This is a genomic window from Acinetobacter sp. UBA991 (assembly GCF_002292065.1).
In the GTDB taxonomy this organism is placed as follows: Bacteria; Pseudomonadota; Gammaproteobacteria; order Pseudomonadales; family Moraxellaceae; genus Acinetobacter; species Acinetobacter higginsii.
In genome coordinates this window covers 75,148-90,887 of sequence record NZ_DBBF01000014.1, presented here as the reverse complement: position 1 = coordinate 90,887, position 15,740 = coordinate 75,148, and the positions used below count along the sequence as shown (strand labels likewise).

The following is a 15,740-nucleotide window of genomic DNA, read 5'->3' as shown; positions in this document are numbered from 1 at the left end:
GGAAGCGGATATTGGGTATCAATATCATTCCATATCAAAAATGGTGGACTTATGAAAGCTCAAGTGATTGCCGCATTATTCGTATTATCAGGCTTAGCGATACTGCCACAACTCAGCTTTGCTCAAGAACAACCAACAGCGGAAGAGCTTAAATTAAGCCAAGACCAAGTCACGTATCAAGCCTATATCCCTGCAAAATATCGTTTATTTAAAGCCATTGAAGGTGACTTGAATAAAGATGGCATAAACGATGTCGTGCTGACGGTGAAAGCAACCGATCCCAAAGATTTTGTTGAACATGAGTACCGTGGTCGTATCGATATTAACCGCCGTGGCGTGATTGTATTGCTCCGTGAAAAAGGCATATACAAGCCAATTGTCAGTAACTTAAGTTGTTTTTACTCGGAAAATGAAGACGGTGGTGTTTATTTCGCCCCTGATATACGCTTAGAAATTAACAATAATGTGCTGAATGTACACTTTGCCCATGGACGCTATGGCTATTGGCGTTATCTATTTCGCTTGGAAGGCAATGATCTACGTCTGATTGGTTATGACAATTCAAGCAATCATGGGCCTTATATTGAAAGCCAAACCAGTATTAACTTTTTAACAGCAAAGAAAGTTATTCGTGACAATTTAAGTCAAGACTTTGAAGGTGAGCCAAAATTTAAGGAGAAATGGAGTAAAATTAATCCAGCCCCAATCTATCTATCGAAAATTAAAGAGTTTGATTATTTAAGTTTTTAAGGACGGGTCATGAGTTTGAAGATTGTTGCCGCAGGTTGAATTCGCGCAAAATGCCAAGAGAAATTCAGTCATTGTTTATAAAAGAAATAGCATCAATAACCACCTGAATGATGAGATAAAAAGATGATAAAGACTCAACTCATTGCCGCCTTATTCGGCTTTTTAAGCCTATCTGCATTGCCGCAAGTCAGCTTTGCCCAAGAACAACCGACAGAGGAAGAAATTAAATTAGGTCAAGATAAAGTCACCTATCAAGCCTATATCCCTGCAAAATACCAACTCTTTAAAGCGATTGAAGGCGATCTGAATAAAGATGGCTTGAAGGATGTGGTGCTGATCGTCAAAGCCACCGATCCCAAAGCCTTGGTTGAACATGAATATTATGGACATTTAGATCGTAACCGTCGCGGTGTGATTGTATTGCTGAATGAAAAAGGCAAATACAAAGCTATTGTCAGCAATCTCAATTGTTTTAGCTCTGAAAATGAAGATGGCGGTGTCTATTTCCCACCCGAGCTATGGATGGAAATTAAAAATAATCTGCTGAGCGTTTATTATTCGCATGGACGTTATGGTTATTGGCGTTATCTATTTCGCTTGGAAGGCAATGATCTGCGCCTGATTGGTTATGATAATTCAAGCAATCATGGTCCACTCATTCAAAGTGAAACCAGTATTAATTTTTTAACAGGCAAAAAAGTTTTTCGTGAAAATTTAAGCCAAGACCCAGAACAAGATCCACGGTTTAAAGAAACATGGAGCAAAATCAATCAGGTGCCGATTTATCTATCCAAAATAAAGGACTTTGATGATTTAAGTTTTTAAAAATTGGTGATTATTTTGATGATTGTTGCCGCCTATTGGATTTGTATAAAGCATCGAGCATTGGGGAAGTATTTTAAGTTTTGTATCATAAAAGGTGCTTAAAATAACAACTATAAAAAATAGAGGGAAATCGACATGAATACTTTCCAACTTACACAATTTTTTCTTTATACGGCGATCTTGAATTATATCGTTTTAATTATCTGGTTTTTGGCTTTTATTTTTGCAAAAGATTCGATCAAACGGTTGCATGGGCATTGGTTCAAATTGTCTGAACAGCAATTTGATGCGATTCATTACAGCGGGATGGCAATCTATAAAATCGGTATCTTATTATTGGGTCTCGCGCCTTATCTTGCTTTAAAGCTGCTCTAGAATATGATCTTTCGGCTTAAGCTTACAAAAGCATCATGGGCAACTCGATGCCGCAGGATAAAATTTAATAACAATAACCAGATCAATGAATAAATCTCACAAAGAGAGGATAGGGCATGAATGGGAAAACAGAGTGTCAAAACTGCATCATTTGTAAAAAAAGCTTTTCTATCAAAAATTTGATCCCACTTGGAACGCTACGTCGGGTCATTACAGAAGAAATTGCTCAGGATTATCCTGAATGGACTTTGCAGGATTATATTTGTCTACCCGATTTAACCAAGTATCGAATGCAATATGTCCATTCACTGCTAAACTCAGAACAAGGTGAGGTTTCAAATTTGGAGAATGATGTATTACAGAGTATGCAACATCATGATTTAATTAATAAGAATATAGAAACTAAATTTGATCAAGATTGGACCTTAGGTGAACGATTGGCAGATAAAATCGCGTCATTTGGTGGCAGTTGGACCTTTCTGATTTGTTTTGCCGCTTTTCTGGCGATTTGGATTTTGGTCAATACCGTGGTTATGGTCAAACATCCTGCGGACCCTTATCCCTTTATTCTGTTGAATCTGATTTTATCTTGTTTGGCTGCAGTACAAGCCCCGATTATTATGATGAGCCAAAACCGTCAGGAAGCTAAAGACCGTTTACGCTCAGAAAATGACTACAAGGTGAATCTCAAAGCAGAGCTGGAAATCCATAATTTACATGAGAAAATGGATCATCTGCTCATGCATCAATGGGATAGACTGGCAAAAATTCAGGAAATACAGCTCGACTTACTGACTGAAATGAGCAAGAAGAAATCATAGCAGGTCGATTGAAACAATCGTTATGCCAATTCGCGATTTTCGCTAGGAAATCTGAGGTCGGACAGCTGAGTCTGAAGATTGCCATCGAAAAACCAGTCAGAACAGCGTAAATTAGCGGCAATTATAATATTGCGTTCAAGCTTATGATGCTTACTTGGATTCTATTTACTCTCATGGCTGCATTTATGCAGGCTTGGCGCAATGCATTTCAAAAACAACTCAGTACCAGCGTGGATGTCTATGGCACCACACTCGCGAGATTTATCTTTTCACCGATCTTTGCATTTAGCTATTTGGCCTTTCTCTATTGGCATCAACCGGTTACAGCATCAGTGCATTTTTCCGATAAATTCTGGCTGTATATCGTGATTGCAGGCATTAGTCAGATCTATGCCACAGCATTGATGGTCAAACTGTTTCAACAAAAGAACTATGCCATTGGGGTGGGACTGGCCAAAAGTGAAGCGATCTTGGCAGCTCTAGTTGGTGTTTTATTTTTACAGGAACATCTCAGTACTTGGGGTTGGATTGGGGTGGTGATTGGAGGGCTTGCGGTATTTTTACTCAGTAAAGGCAAGCAACAGTCCGATCTGTCCTTTAAAACCTTGATGATTGGGCTCGGGAGTGGCCTGTGTTTTGCCATTACCTCTTTATTGGTGCGCGAAGCCAGTTTAGAACTGAGCATGTTGCCATTCTTGCATCGCGCTGCATGGGTATTGTGCAGCCTAATCAGCTTTCAATGTATCGTGCTGTTGGTCTATCTCGGATTTTTCAGCCGCCCGACATTGTTTAAAATGTGGCAACGTGTTGGCTTAACCTTAAGAGTGAGTATCTGTAGCTTTTTGGCGTCCGTCGGCTGGTTTAGTGCCATGAGTATGCAGACTGTGGCGATTGTGAAAACGCTAGGTCAGGTCGAAATTCTATTCAGTTTATTAATCTCAGCCTTCTTTTTTAAAGAAAAGCTCGCTAAAACTGATCATTTAGGCCTGTGGCTAGTGATTGTAGCAGCGATTATGGTGATTTGGGCTTAGATGAGAAGCTCTATTTGAAAAAATACACATGTAAATTTGATTTTATCGGAATATAAATCGTAGTTTTTTGTTAGATATGGGAAATATTTTAACTTTTGTAATGTAGTATGCAAAATTATTTCATTGATTGCTAAAAATAGCAGTTTTTAGGAAAACAATCCCGCCGTGATCTGCCTAAACTATGTCTCAAGGGTGTGAAAGGGATCGAAAAGAGTAGCATGCACCGATGCTTATAAAGCAAGTGTGTACGAACCCAAAAGGTCTCGATTCGGCTTAGGACGCTATAGATCAAAAGTTTATAGGCAAAGGTTATGGCTTACAAAGTCATAGGTGTTGAAGTAAACAACCTCTGTTTTCCCTTGATACCCTAAAAAATTTAATTGAAGAGAACATCAATAATTCGATCAAAATAATAAAAACTAGATCAATAAAACTAAAACTGAGTGTGAAACCAATCCTGTAATCTGAATATTGTGAATATAAGTCGATATTTTTATATTAAAAAACAAAGTGATATAATTATTTTTATATTAATAAATCAAAAAATCACAGCTATAGGTCAGCACTATAATGAATGAGTTCGAGCTTAAAATCCGCTATCCACATCAAATGAATCACAATGACATCGATCATGTTGGTCGCTTTGATTTGGCAACGATTTTAACCAAGTTTGACGAGATGACTTGGCGTCAGCACTTGGTTCGTCAATTACAACTCAATGGTGTCGATACCAGTTTTATTGTCAGCGATCATCGGACAGAACAGACCATTTCCATTACCCTTGATGCCTATGCCAAGTCACAGCAGCTTGAATTCAAACTGGACAGTGATATTCCAGTCATTATTCCTAAAAAAGATCTGTTTGGTTTGGTCACACGTAAAAGCAAAGACAGTATTTCGTTTAAACAATTGAGCTTGGCGCGTGTCAAAGATTATTTGATTGCGTTTTTAAATCGGGACATTGCTACATTAGAAGAGATCTATAAACAAGGTTTGGGCAAGGGCTTAAAAACACCGTCTTGATTGTGACAGTGATGAGGAAAATCAGCGGTTGCGAAAGCCGTTGGCGCAACTATAATCACTCCCCATCCTGTACCTGATTGCATTTGTTCTGTTGCCATGGCTCTAAACGACAATTTTATTTATACACCGCCACAAGATCCTTTAGAGATCATCTATGAAGATGATGATTTGCTGGTGATCAATAAGCCTGCTGGGCTATTGTCAGTGATGGGACGTTTACCTGAACATCAGGACAGTGCCTATTTACGGGTTTTAGAAAAATACCCTGCTGCCAAAGTCACGCATCGTCTGGATATGGCAACTTCGGGCTTACTCATGTTTGCCAAACACCGTGATGCAGAGGTGGCCATTAGTAAAATGTTTCAGGCACGTACTGTCAAAAAATACTATGTGGCCTTAGTACAGGGACAGATTCAGCCAGAGGGCACTGTGGAAGTCCCGCTGATTACCGATTGGGAAAACCGTCCGCGCCAGATGGTGCACTTTGAGTTGGGTAAGCCCGCTAAGACCCTATTTCAGCTCATGCAATATGATGCAGTAACGGATCAAAGTCGTGTTCGCTTAGAACCAGTCACAGGCCGTTCCCATCAATTACGCGTGCATATGATGCACATCGGCCATCCAATTATGGGCGATAAACTCTATCATCCTGAACCTGCCAAATTTCATTTAAAACGGATGGCGCTGCATGCGGCTTATTTGGCATTTCAACATCCATTAAAAAAGCATGCAGTTGAACTCCATTCTGAGCTAAAGTTCTAAACACGACCAGAAATAGGCCAGCGCATGTATTCGATTCAGCAGTCTGAATGGACAGCACTCTCAGAGATACAGCAACTGCAATTAAAGCCACTTTTATTAGAGGCTGATCCAAGCTGGCAGCAGGTCTTAACTTATTTATTGCAGTCGAATCTGTTCGTCATGTTGAATGATCAGGCACAGATCATTGCGCAACTTTGTTTATTTAGAACAGATGATCAAGCTGAAATTAAAAATCTAGCCGTAGATTCACGCTATCAAAAACAGGGGCTTGCCAAAGCTTTGATTCAATTTGCCATTGAAAATACCAGAGAACAAAATATCCAAACATTATGGGTCAAAACGGGCAACTCCAGTCTGGATCAATTGGCGCTTTATCAGAAATGTGGATTTCGTCTGTCACATATTGAGCGAGATGTGTTTAGAGACTATGCAGAACCGATCTATGAAAATGGCATAGCTTGCCTTGATCAGATCGTACTGGGCATCGTATTACGTTGAGACACAGGAGTCTCAGGACGTTTACTTTGATCGTTTTTTGACTACAATATTGCTATTAATCCGTCTAAAAAATGACATAAAAATCGGTTAATCTATAGCCAAATATCAAGTCCAAAACACAACAAAGGATATTTATATGACTCGCGACTATGACCAATTCCCAGACAATGATAATGGCAACGTGCTATGGCAGATGGTTGAAGATGGTAATGAACTCAACGAGCCACATGAAGTCGAATTTTCGATTGTTTTTGAAAAACAAGAGCAGGTTGAAAAATGTGCCTTGCATCTTTTACACCAAGAACAAAAAATTTCACTTTTTCAGGAAGAAGTCCATTCAGATGGTTCTGATCTTTGGGTGCTCAATATCCATGTCAACATGATTTTGGAGTATGAAGATATTGAAGACTTGGAAGAATGGATGACCAAGATCGCCAAAGAGTTCAATGGCGAGTATGATGGTTGGGGTTGTATGAGCTATATTTACGACGAAGACGAGTAACTTAATTATGTGAATTGTTATTGAAATAACAATTCACTACACTATTTTTCCCTACCTTGCACATTGGGGTGGTTGACTTTTGGTTTATAACTTTTTGAAAGATATGTATTTTAGTTATCTGTGTGATCTACTGATCTCTTCTGCTCTAATCCGTGCCGTAATTTGACATTTTTTTAATAGAAGAACTTTCTCGTATTCATAAATTATGGAACATTTTGAAACTTTAACTTTTCGAAAAAATAATTTAAGCTTCGCTGCAAAATAAGGCTAGTGCAAAGATTAAGCACTAACAGGGGGTCGAATGGATGAGCAAACATCCAGTTTAAAAGGATTACCACGGTTAAAACCCCGTGGCGGACTGCAAGTCATGTATGCGGCAGTTCGTGCGCTTTTTTTACGCGAGTTGCAAACCCGGTTTGGTCAATATCGTCTTGGTTATGTATGGATTTTGCTTGAACCCGCCTTGCATATTGGTTTCTTGTTGATTTTGTTTGGGAGTTTTAGCCACGTTATACCAGGGATAGAATTTGAGGTTTTCTTAGTAAATGGCATCATTCCCTTTTTCTTATTTAGAACCACTGTCAGCCAATCTTTAGGTGCAGTTCAAGCTAACCAAGGCTTATTCAGCTATCGTCCTGTAAAACCCATAGATACTTTGATTGCTCGTAGTTTTCTAGAGCTATTTTTGCATTTTATTGCTTATTTATTTTTTAGTGCATTGTTACTTTGGCTGGGATTTCATATCAGTTTTCAGGCGCTCCCTGCATTATTAGGGTGTTGGGTGCTGTTAAGCTTACTAAGTTGTGGTTTAGCATTAGTTTTTATGGTGATTGGTAATATTTCACAGGAACTTAATAAATTTATACCAATGCTTTTTCTGATATTGTATTTTTTGTCTGCAGTAGTGTATAGCATTCACTTAATTCCATATGAATATCAGCAGTATTTACTATGGAATCCAGTGATTCACATATTAGAGTTAATGCGTCATGCGGTTGCTCCAAATTATCCATTGGTTCAAGGAGTTTCTTTAACATATGTATTGGAATGGATTATTGGATCTATATTTTTAGGATTATTGTTATATAAACGATTTGAGCAACAAATGGTGAAGTCAAAATGATCGAACTTCGCAATTTGACTAAGTCTTATGTAACTCCAAAAGGGCGCCATTACGTCTTTAAAGATTTACATGCTGTACTTCCAGAAAATAAAAGTGTAGCAATTTTAGGAAAAAATGGCGCAGGCAAAAGTACCTTACTTAGAATTATTGGCGGTATCGATTTTGCTGATAGTGGCAAAGTCGTAACCAATAAAACTATTTCTTGGCCTGTTGCTTTATCTGGTGGTTTTCAGGGTAGCTTAACTGCACGCCAGAATGTTCGCTTTGTGGCTAGACTCTATCTAAGTCATGAAGAAGAAGTGGATCAAGTTATTGCATTTGTGGAGTCTTTTGCTGATATTGGTAAATACTTTGATATGCCAATTAAAAGTTATTCCTCCGGTATGCGGGGGCGAATTGGTTTTGGCCTTAGTATGGCTTTTAATTTTGATTATTACTTGCTCGATGAAACTGGTGCCGTGGGTGATGCTAATTTTAGGAAGAAAAGCCAAGCTTTGTTGGATGAGCTAAAACAGAAATCCAATATTATTATGGTATCCCATGATCTCAATGATTTAACCCGCAATTGCGATGTGGCTTTTTTAATGCGGAACGGGCAAGCAGAATTTTTTGAAGATATTGCAGAAGCAATAGAGGTCTATAAAGCATATGCGATCAATAACAAATAAAGGTCTAGTGATCAGTTACATCATGATTGTGATGTTGCCGCTATTGTTAATTATTGCTTATTTGGTTTTTTTTGCTCAAGAGCGTTTCGTTTCTCAATCTACCTTATTAGTTAAACAAGTCGGTGAGGTCTCAGGCACTTCTGCATCAACAGGACTTAGTACATTACTTGGTGTCAGCAATACTAATAGTGAGGATGCACATATTTTAACCGCCTATATTACGTCCCGTAATATGGTGGAAATCCTCGATAAAAAGCTTAATTTACGTAAAGCTTTTATGATGCAAACGGATCCTATTTTTGGGCTTAGTTCAGATGCATCAGTTGAGGATTTGGTTAAGTATTTTAACAGCCGGGTGAATGTAGACTTAGATGAAAAAACCATGATGTTGACCATTGCATCACAGGGCTTTAGTTCAGAATTTGCCTTACGTCTCAACCAAGAAATTCTAAAAAATAGTGAAGCTTTTATTAATGATCTTTCACAACAAATTGCTGAAGAGCAACTAAAATTTGCCGAAAAGCAATTGAATGAGGCGAAAGAACAATTAGATGCTTCACGAGACACTTTGTTGGATTATCAAAATAAAAACCAGATGTTTGACCCACAGGCGCAAGCCCAAGCGGTTGCAACAGTGGTTGCTAGCCTAGAGTCGAACTTGGCACAGTTGCGTACAGAGGAAAGAACCTCTTTAAGTTATTTAAATGAAACAGCACCTCAGGTGGTGGCAATTCGCAGTCAAATTGAAGCAGTACAAAAGCAAATTGCTGATGAAAATGCCAAATTGACTTCACCAAATACCAGTAAACTGAATAAAAGCGTGGCTGATTTTGAAGCATTAAAAGCCAATGTGGAATTCTCTACAGATTTATATAAGATTTCTTTAGCCTCACTAGAAAAAGCACGCTTGGATGCATCACGTAAGCTCAAGAAGTTAGTTGTTATTTCAACACCAGAGCTAGCACAAGATGCACTTTACCCACGTATTCTTTATCTAATCGCAACATATTTCTTGGTTTTAAATATTTTATTTGGTATCACGATGTTGATTTACTCGATTATCCGTGAGCATAAGGAGTAAGCACAATGAAAAAGATATTAATCATCAGTACGCTTGCGATGTCATCATTTCATAGTTTTCCTGCCGATACCAAGACACTTCTGCCACAAGAATTAACTCAGGATCTTTTACAAGCAAATATTAATCCCACAGATAATACAATTCTACCTAGTCAATCGGTGGTTGGGCTTTCGCCCAGTAGCGCACTCAAATATCCAACAGCAACCAAGATGTTTGGTGAACAGCTATTTAAAGGGGCCTTTGCCAGCACAGCTGGTTCAACCTTTAATGACAGCTATGTGCTGAATCCTGGTGATAATATTAATTTACGCTTATGGGGCGCATATCAGTTTGCTGGGACGTTAACCGTTGATCCGCAAGGTAATATTTTTATTCCAAATGTAGGACCTGTCAAAGTGGCTGGTACGACCAATGGCCGACTGCAGTCTTTGATTGAAGGCTATGTCCGTAAAACCTATGTCGCCAATGTTGGCGTCTATGCAGCCTTGGTTCTGTCGCAACCCGTGAAAGTCATGGTCACCGGCTTTGTGAATCAACCTGGTGCTTATGGTGGTGTCGCCAATGATAGCGTACTGGCATATCTGGACCGTGCTGGTGGAGTTGATGCACAACGTGGTAGCTATGTCGATATCCGCATTATGCGTAATGGGCAGCTCAAGCAATACGTCAATCTCTATGACTTTTTAATTGCAGGCAAACTACAGCCTTATAGCTTCCGTGATGGCGATGTAATTGTGGTAGCGCCGCGTAGCCATACCTTCTCGGTGTCGGGTGAAGTATTTAATGCCTATGACTTTGAATTTAACGTTCCTGAAGTCACTGTTGCTCAGGCGTTATCAGTAGCAAAACTGAAACCAGGCGCGACCAATGTCAGTATTATGCGCCGTCAGGGTACAGAGTATCGCAGTGAATACTATCCACTCTCTGCTGCCAATAATGTGGTGATTGAAGATGGGGATATTTTAACTGTTACGGCGGATCGCTTTGCAGGCACTATTCAGGTACGGATTGAGGGCGCACATAATGGTGCCCATGCAGTGGTACTACCTTATGGTTCAAAACTGTCAGAAGTCATGAAGCAGATTCAGCCAAATACTCTATCAGAGATGGATGCCTTACAGCTTTTCCGTCCATCGGTTGCTAAGCGACAAAAGGAAATGTTAAACGTTTCTTTAGATAAACTTGAAGAAGCAACACTTTCTGTACGCTCTACCACGCAAGAAGAGGCTAATCTACGCGTAAAAGATGCCGAGTTGGTCAAACAGTTTATTGCCAAAGCCCGTACGATTCAGCCTAAAGGCCAAGTGGTCTTGAATCCTAAAGATTTTGATGATGTGATTTTGGAAAATGGCGATATTCTAAATATTCCAGAAAAAACCTCAGTCATTATGATCCACGGTGAAGTCACTTTCCCGAATGGGGTGGTATGGCAACCGAATATGACTGCGGCATCGTATATTGATCAGGTCGGTGGCTTTACTCAGAAGTCGAATAAATCAAAACTGGTGGTGATTCATCAAAATGGTGAGTCTGAACTGGTCAGTAAGCGTTATAAGATTCAACAGGGGGATGAAATTTTAGTTCTTCCTAAAGTACAAACCAAAGTCGTGGAATTAACGCGTGGGATTACTCAAGTATTGTTCCAGATTGCGGTAGCAGCCAAGGTGGCATTGGATTTATAGGGATAATTTGATTGTTGCATGTATAGGGCATAATCCTCTGATGCATAAATGGGTCAGGGTTAAAACAAACATGTTGATAGAATATGGTGTTGAAACAATAATTTTTTAAATAAATTATTGAATAATTTGGTGAAAGTATGAAAGTGTTAGTTGTGTTTGGAACAAGACCTGAGGCGATTAAAATGGCGCCTTTGGTAAAGCTATTAAGTGCAGATCCATTTTTTGAAACAAAAGTCTGTATCACAGCTCAGCATCGACAAATGCTGGATTCCGTTTTATCTGTATTTGATATCCAACCTGACTATGACCTCAATATCATGAAAGTAGGTCAAAGCTTAACTGAGTTAAATGCCAGAATGATGTTGGCACTTGAAGAAGTCCTAGTCGATTGCAAACCAGACTTGGTTCTGGTACATGGTGATACCTCTACTACACTGAGCACAGCAATGGCGGCTTTTTATCAAAAGATTGATGTGGGTCATGTTGAAGCAGGCTTACGTACTTATGATATTTACTCGCCATGGCCAGAAGAAGCCAATCGTCAATTGACCAGTGTAATTGCCAAATGGCACTTCTGCCCAACCGAGACCTCTGCCAACCATTTGCTCCAAGAACACATCAACAATAGTAAAATCAGTATTACTGGTAATACCGTAATTGATGCATTATTTTATGTGAAAGATCAATTAAATAATAATGAAACGTTACAGCAGCAAATGCGTTCACACTTTCACATGCTAGATTTAAGTAAAAAGCGTGTCTTGATTACAGGGCACCGTCGTGAAAATTTTGGTGAAGGTTTTGAGAATATCTGTAAAGCGATTAAAGCACTTGCGGATAAATATCCTGAAGTCGAGTTTGTCTACCCTGTACATATGAATCCGAATGTGATGCAACCTGTTTATCAATACCTTGATGGTGTTGAGAATATTAAACTAATTGAGCCACAAGAGTACGTACAGTTTATTTGGCTTATGCAACATAGCCATATCATTTTAACCGATTCTGGTGGTATCCAAGAAGAAGCACCATCTTTAGGTATTCCTGTTTTGGTGATGCGCGATACTACAGAACGCCAAGAAGCTGTGGAAGCTGGAACGGTAAAATTGGTGGGCACCTCAAAAGAATTAATTATTCAGCAAACCTCCGCATTACTAGATGATCATGCATTACACCAGCAAATGAGTCTTGCACATAATCCTTATGGAGATGGACAGGCATGCAAAAGAATCATTTCTTATTTAAAACAGTCTAATTAATTGTATTTTACTATATTGAATAGTAAAAATTGTTTTAAATATTATGGAGAGAATAGGTGTCAGCTGCCAAAATATCGGTAAGTGGTTTAGGTTATATCGGTTTGCCTACAGCAACTATGTTTGCGAATGCTGGGGCAACAGTTATAGGGCTTGATGTAAATCAATACACGATTGATATTATCAATGAAGGTAAGATTCATATTGTGGAACCAGGTTTGGAAGAAATTGTAAAAAAAGTAGTTTCTTCTGGAAATTTAAGAGCATCCCTTTATGCAGAAAAGGCGGATGCCTTCTTAATTGCAGTACCGACACCATTTAAAGGTGAGGATTATACGCCAGACCTTTCCTATATTGAGGCGGCAGTTAACACAATCGCACCTGTTCTTGAGTCAGGTAATATCATTATTTTAGAGTCAACTTCTCCAGTAGGTGCAACTGAACAAATGGTGGAATGGCTATCGGCGTTACGTCCAAAGCTTAAATTCCCAAAGCACGAAGTAGATGTAGATGTAGACGTGCATATTGCTTACTGCCCAGAACGTGTTTTACCTGGTCATGTAATTCGTGAATTGGTTGAAAATAACCGTACCATTGGTGGTATGACACCAGAATGTACTCGAAAAGCAAAAGAAATTTATCGCATCTTTGTCAAAGGTGATTTGTTGGAAACTAATGCCCGTACAGCAGAAATGACTAAGTTAACAGAAAATGCTTTTCGGGATGTCAACATTGCATTTGCCAATGAACTTTCTTTGATTTGTGATAGCTTAGATATCGATGTATGGGAGTTAATTAAGCTTGCTAATCATCATCCTCGTGTGAATATCTTAAGACCTGGTGCTGGTGTCGGTGGACATTGTATTGCTGTAGATCCATGGTTCATTGTCAACAAAACACCTGAGTTGGCAAAAATGGTACGTTCAGCACGTGAAGTGAATGATTACAAACCCAAATGGGTAATACAACAAATTGAAAATGAAATTGAGAAGTTGGGTCCTTTAGGTCGTAAACCCAAGGTAGCGCTATTGGGGCTTGCATTTAAGCCAGATATTGATGATCTAAGAGAAAGCCCAGCTGTCGAAATTGCCAAAGAATTTGGCTTGAATGGTAGTGTCGAGTTATTTTTAGTTGAGCCGCATATTCAGAAATTACCTACAGATATCATCAATGGTCGTTTAGTTTCTTTAGAGGAAGCTTTAGAGCAAGCGGATGTTTGTGCTGTTTTAGTCAAGCACACAGAGTTTATTCAACTTTCAACTGATGTAGTCATGAGTTTTGTAGGATAAAATTATGAAATTTAATTTAAAAAAACTTCGTTTAATCTATTTATATCCAGATGATAATAAGATAAAAAAATTAGCTCAGAAACTTAATCTTTCTGAAGAGGAGATGGTAGAACTGTTTATTACTTATGAAGCAGAATACGAAAAACTTGTTAGTCAAGGCATCAATTTTAAAGCACCAAATGAACAATATACGATTGCCTTTCAATTAGGGCAAGCAATTCTTGAATCAACGCGTAGTCTCGATAAACTTAAGAAACTACCAGCGAGGCTGATTGAGCTTAGAGCATTATCTCAAAAAAGAAAAATCAAAAAGAGTACAAAAGTTTTACCTGATCAATCATCAAAAAAATATCTAGAACAATTAGACACTCCTTCAATAGCTTATGACGAAAAATTAACAAGTGGAATTGAGACTCCGGAGCAGAAATATCCAGAGAATGGTAAGGTTTCGATTCTAGGTTGGCCGGAACCAGAAAAAAATGGTAAATTTAATGTGCTTACAGTGTTAGATGACTTTAGCCGAGTATGTTTTAGTCAACAGGCTAACCTTTTAGAGCCAAGGCCCGATAATTGGTATTATCTTATGCAACGAGATAACCCCGATTTCATTTTTGTGGAGTCAGCTTGGAAAGGTAAGGGTGCAAGTTGGCAATATCGAATAGCAAAATATAACCATCCTCTTGGTTCAGAGTTGGATGATATGTTGGCGATAAGTAAAGAAAAAAATATACCTACTGTTTTTTGGAACAAAGAAGATCCTGTCCATTTTGATCACTTTATACATAATGCAAAGAAATTTGATTATGTATTTACTACAGCAGAAGAGGCGATTCAGCTTTATCAAAAAATAGGGTGCAAAAATGTATATGCACTTCCATTTGCAGCAGAAAAATCTTTGCATAACCCTATCGGTTCGGCAAAAAGAATTGAAAAAATCTGTTTTGCAGGGAGTTATTATGCAAATCGGTTTAAAGATAGAGAAAACGATCAATTAATGCTACTACAAGCGGCTGAAAAATTTGGTTTAGAGATTTATGATCGCAATTATAACTCTACAGCGCTAGATTTTAGATTCCCTGGAACCTTAGCCAACTCAGTAATTGGTAGTTTAGGCTATGAAGAATTATGTCAAAAACATAAAGAATATAAAATTTTTCTCAATGTAAACTCTGTTCCTAACTCTAAAACTATGTTTTCTAGGCGTATTTTTGAGCTTTTGGCTTGTGGAACGCCAGTTGTGAGTACAAAATCTATTGGTATTGAGGAAATATTAGGAAAAGATATTGTATGGGTGGTAGATACGCCAGAGCAAGCAGAAGAAGCAATTCATACACTCATGACTGATAAACAGGAATGGAAACGAAGAAGTTTAGCTGGAATTAGAAGTATATTTAAAAAACATACCTATGATCATCGTTTCAGAGAAATTTTAAATACAATTGGCTTAGCCAATTGTATAGAAAAGAAAGACAAAATTGTTGCAGTGATGGCTTTGGTGGGTTCCAAGAGTCAAGCTGAAAAAATAATAGAATCTTTTGAGAAACAACATCAAGATTTTTTTGAAAAAAGGTTACTACTAGTTCAGTCTCGTGCATTTAGTCTATCTAAAGAAATACTAAAAGAGCATGTGTTAATAAATAAAAAAATATTTACTCAAGAGTTTTTTAACTCTTATTTATTAGAACAGGGTATTAACTATCTTGGGAAAATGAAGAGTGAATATGAGTATGGATCACATTATATTGAAGATTTACTTCTTTCATTTAATTATCAAAAACTTCCTATTGTTATGAAGCCAGTAAAGGTGCTAAATGAGTATAGTTATAATTTTATGAGCGAAGCGCAACCAAATACTTGGTTGGTTGATTTAACTCAATGTCAAACATTGGACTTGTATTCTATATTCTTAAATCATAGCGATTTCGAAGAAAACACAGAAGTATTTTTAGCTGATAGCGCAAATATTTCCTCACTCAGTTATAAAATGAATCTTTCACAACGTACTGCCCACCTTTTAGCTATAGATATCTAATGTATTTTGAGATCTATTCTTG

General features: G+C 38.2%; 16 protein-coding genes. All 16 read left to right on the top strand.

What is annotated here, in order from left to right:
- Window positions 1–51: 51 nt before the first annotated feature.
- The 16 genes from B2727_RS05760 (at window position 52) to B2727_RS05685 (ending at window position 15,718) form a co-directional block, all read left to right on the top strand.
- Entirely contained in the window at window positions 52–750 is a 699-nt protein-coding gene (locus B2727_RS05760) for a hypothetical protein (RefSeq protein WP_241345234.1), read from the top strand.
- A gap of 123 nt (window positions 751–873) precedes the next feature.
- Window positions 874–1,575, top strand: a complete 702-nt coding sequence (locus B2727_RS05755) for a hypothetical protein (RefSeq protein WP_241345235.1) — start codon at window positions 874–876, stop codon at window positions 1,573–1,575.
- Between the two features lie 135 nt (window positions 1,576–1,710).
- The gene (locus B2727_RS05750; RefSeq protein WP_241345236.1) at window positions 1,711–1,950 is read left to right on the top strand and encodes a DUF6868 family protein; all 240 of its coding nucleotides are present in this window, start codon (window positions 1,711–1,713) and stop codon (window positions 1,948–1,950) included.
- 116 nt (window positions 1,951–2,066) lie between these two features.
- A complete protein-coding gene (locus B2727_RS05745) occupies window positions 2,067–2,771 on the top strand; it encodes a DUF1003 domain-containing protein (protein ID WP_241345237.1) in 705 nt (234 codons plus the stop codon).
- Window positions 2,772–2,914: 143 nt separating this feature from the next.
- Window positions 2,915–3,802, top strand: a complete 888-nt coding sequence (locus tag B2727_RS05740) for a DMT family transporter (protein ID WP_241345238.1) — start codon at window positions 2,915–2,917, stop codon at window positions 3,800–3,802.
- 570 nt (window positions 3,803–4,372) lie between these two features.
- The gene (locus B2727_RS05735) at window positions 4,373–4,825 is read left to right on the top strand and encodes a hypothetical protein (RefSeq protein WP_241345239.1); all 453 of its coding nucleotides are present in this window, start codon (window positions 4,373–4,375) and stop codon (window positions 4,823–4,825) included.
- Window positions 4,826–4,921: 96 nt separating this feature from the next.
- Window positions 4,922–5,587: an RluA family pseudouridine synthase gene (locus B2727_RS05730; protein ID WP_241345240.1), complete on the top strand. Its 666-nt coding sequence runs from the start codon at window positions 4,922–4,924 to the stop codon at window positions 5,585–5,587.
- A gap of 24 nt (window positions 5,588–5,611) precedes the next feature.
- Window positions 5,612–6,085 (top strand): GNAT family N-acetyltransferase, encoded by a 474-nt coding sequence (locus tag B2727_RS05725; RefSeq protein ID WP_241345241.1) that lies wholly within the window; start codon window positions 5,612–5,614, stop codon window positions 6,083–6,085.
- A 136-nt stretch (window positions 6,086–6,221) separates the two neighbouring features.
- The gene (locus B2727_RS05720; RefSeq protein ID WP_004801857.1) at window positions 6,222–6,587 is read left to right on the top strand and encodes a ribonuclease E inhibitor RraB; all 366 of its coding nucleotides are present in this window, start codon (window positions 6,222–6,224) and stop codon (window positions 6,585–6,587) included.
- A gap of 301 nt (window positions 6,588–6,888) precedes the next feature.
- Window positions 6,889–7,710 (top strand): ABC transporter permease, encoded by an 822-nt coding sequence (locus tag B2727_RS05715; protein WP_241345242.1) that lies wholly within the window; start codon window positions 6,889–6,891, stop codon window positions 7,708–7,710.
- Window positions 7,707–8,378, top strand: coding sequence for an ABC transporter ATP-binding protein (locus tag B2727_RS05710; RefSeq protein ID WP_241345243.1), 672 nt, complete (start codon window positions 7,707–7,709; stop codon window positions 8,376–8,378). The genes B2727_RS05715 and B2727_RS05710 overlap by 4 nt, the downstream gene beginning before the upstream one ends.
- Window positions 8,359–9,459 (top strand): capsule biosynthesis protein, encoded by a 1,101-nt coding sequence (locus tag B2727_RS05705; RefSeq protein ID WP_241345244.1) that lies wholly within the window; start codon window positions 8,359–8,361, stop codon window positions 9,457–9,459. Before B2727_RS05710 ends, B2727_RS05705 begins: the two co-directional genes overlap by 20 nt.
- A 5-nt stretch (window positions 9,460–9,464) precedes the next feature.
- The gene (locus B2727_RS05700) at window positions 9,465–11,141 is read left to right on the top strand and encodes a polysaccharide biosynthesis/export family protein (protein ID WP_241345245.1); all 1,677 of its coding nucleotides are present in this window, start codon (window positions 9,465–9,467) and stop codon (window positions 11,139–11,141) included.
- A gap of 137 nt (window positions 11,142–11,278) precedes the next feature.
- Window positions 11,279–12,400 (top strand): non-hydrolyzing UDP-N-acetylglucosamine 2-epimerase, encoded by a 1,122-nt coding sequence (wecB, locus tag B2727_RS05695; RefSeq protein WP_241345246.1) that lies wholly within the window; start codon window positions 11,279–11,281, stop codon window positions 12,398–12,400.
- A gap of 56 nt (window positions 12,401–12,456) precedes the next feature.
- On the top strand, window positions 12,457–13,686 hold the full coding sequence (gene wecC / locus B2727_RS05690; protein ID WP_291348387.1) for a UDP-N-acetyl-D-mannosamine dehydrogenase: 1,230 nt from the start codon (window positions 12,457–12,459) through the stop codon (window positions 13,684–13,686).
- Window positions 13,687–13,690: 4 nt separating this feature from the next.
- The gene (locus B2727_RS05685; RefSeq protein WP_241345247.1) at window positions 13,691–15,718 is read left to right on the top strand and encodes a CgeB family protein; all 2,028 of its coding nucleotides are present in this window, start codon (window positions 13,691–13,693) and stop codon (window positions 15,716–15,718) included.
- Window positions 15,719–15,740 lie beyond the last annotated feature (22 nt).

Coding starts and splice junctions, on each gene's coding strand:
- B2727_RS05730 (WP_241345240.1), top strand. CDS start 4,922: ATGGCTCTAAACGACAATTTTATTTATACACCGCCACAAGATCCTTTA.
- B2727_RS05720 (WP_004801857.1), top strand. CDS start 6,222: ATGACTCGCGACTATGACCAATTCCCAGACAATGATAATGGCAACGTG.
- B2727_RS05725 (WP_241345241.1), top strand. CDS start 5,612: ATGTATTCGATTCAGCAGTCTGAATGGACAGCACTCTCAGAGATACAG.
- B2727_RS05740 (WP_241345238.1), top strand. CDS start 2,915: ATGATGCTTACTTGGATTCTATTTACTCTCATGGCTGCATTTATGCAG.
- B2727_RS05710 (WP_241345243.1), top strand. CDS start 7,707: ATGATCGAACTTCGCAATTTGACTAAGTCTTATGTAACTCCAAAAGGG.
- B2727_RS05745 (WP_241345237.1), top strand. CDS start 2,067: ATGAATGGGAAAACAGAGTGTCAAAACTGCATCATTTGTAAAAAAAGC.
- B2727_RS05760 (WP_241345234.1), top strand. CDS start 52: ATGAAAGCTCAAGTGATTGCCGCATTATTCGTATTATCAGGCTTAGCG.
- B2727_RS05735 (WP_241345239.1), top strand. CDS start 4,373: ATGAATGAGTTCGAGCTTAAAATCCGCTATCCACATCAAATGAATCAC.
- B2727_RS05715 (WP_241345242.1), top strand. CDS start 6,889: ATGGATGAGCAAACATCCAGTTTAAAAGGATTACCACGGTTAAAACCC.
- B2727_RS05755 (WP_241345235.1), top strand. CDS start 874: ATGATAAAGACTCAACTCATTGCCGCCTTATTCGGCTTTTTAAGCCTA.
- B2727_RS05685 (WP_241345247.1), top strand. CDS start 13,691: ATGAAATTTAATTTAAAAAAACTTCGTTTAATCTATTTATATCCAGAT.
- B2727_RS05700 (WP_241345245.1), top strand. CDS start 9,465: ATGAAAAAGATATTAATCATCAGTACGCTTGCGATGTCATCATTTCAT.
- B2727_RS05705 (WP_241345244.1), top strand. CDS start 8,359: ATGCGATCAATAACAAATAAAGGTCTAGTGATCAGTTACATCATGATT.
- wecB (WP_241345246.1), top strand. CDS start 11,279: ATGAAAGTGTTAGTTGTGTTTGGAACAAGACCTGAGGCGATTAAAATG.
- B2727_RS05750 (WP_241345236.1), top strand. CDS start 1,711: ATGAATACTTTCCAACTTACACAATTTTTTCTTTATACGGCGATCTTG.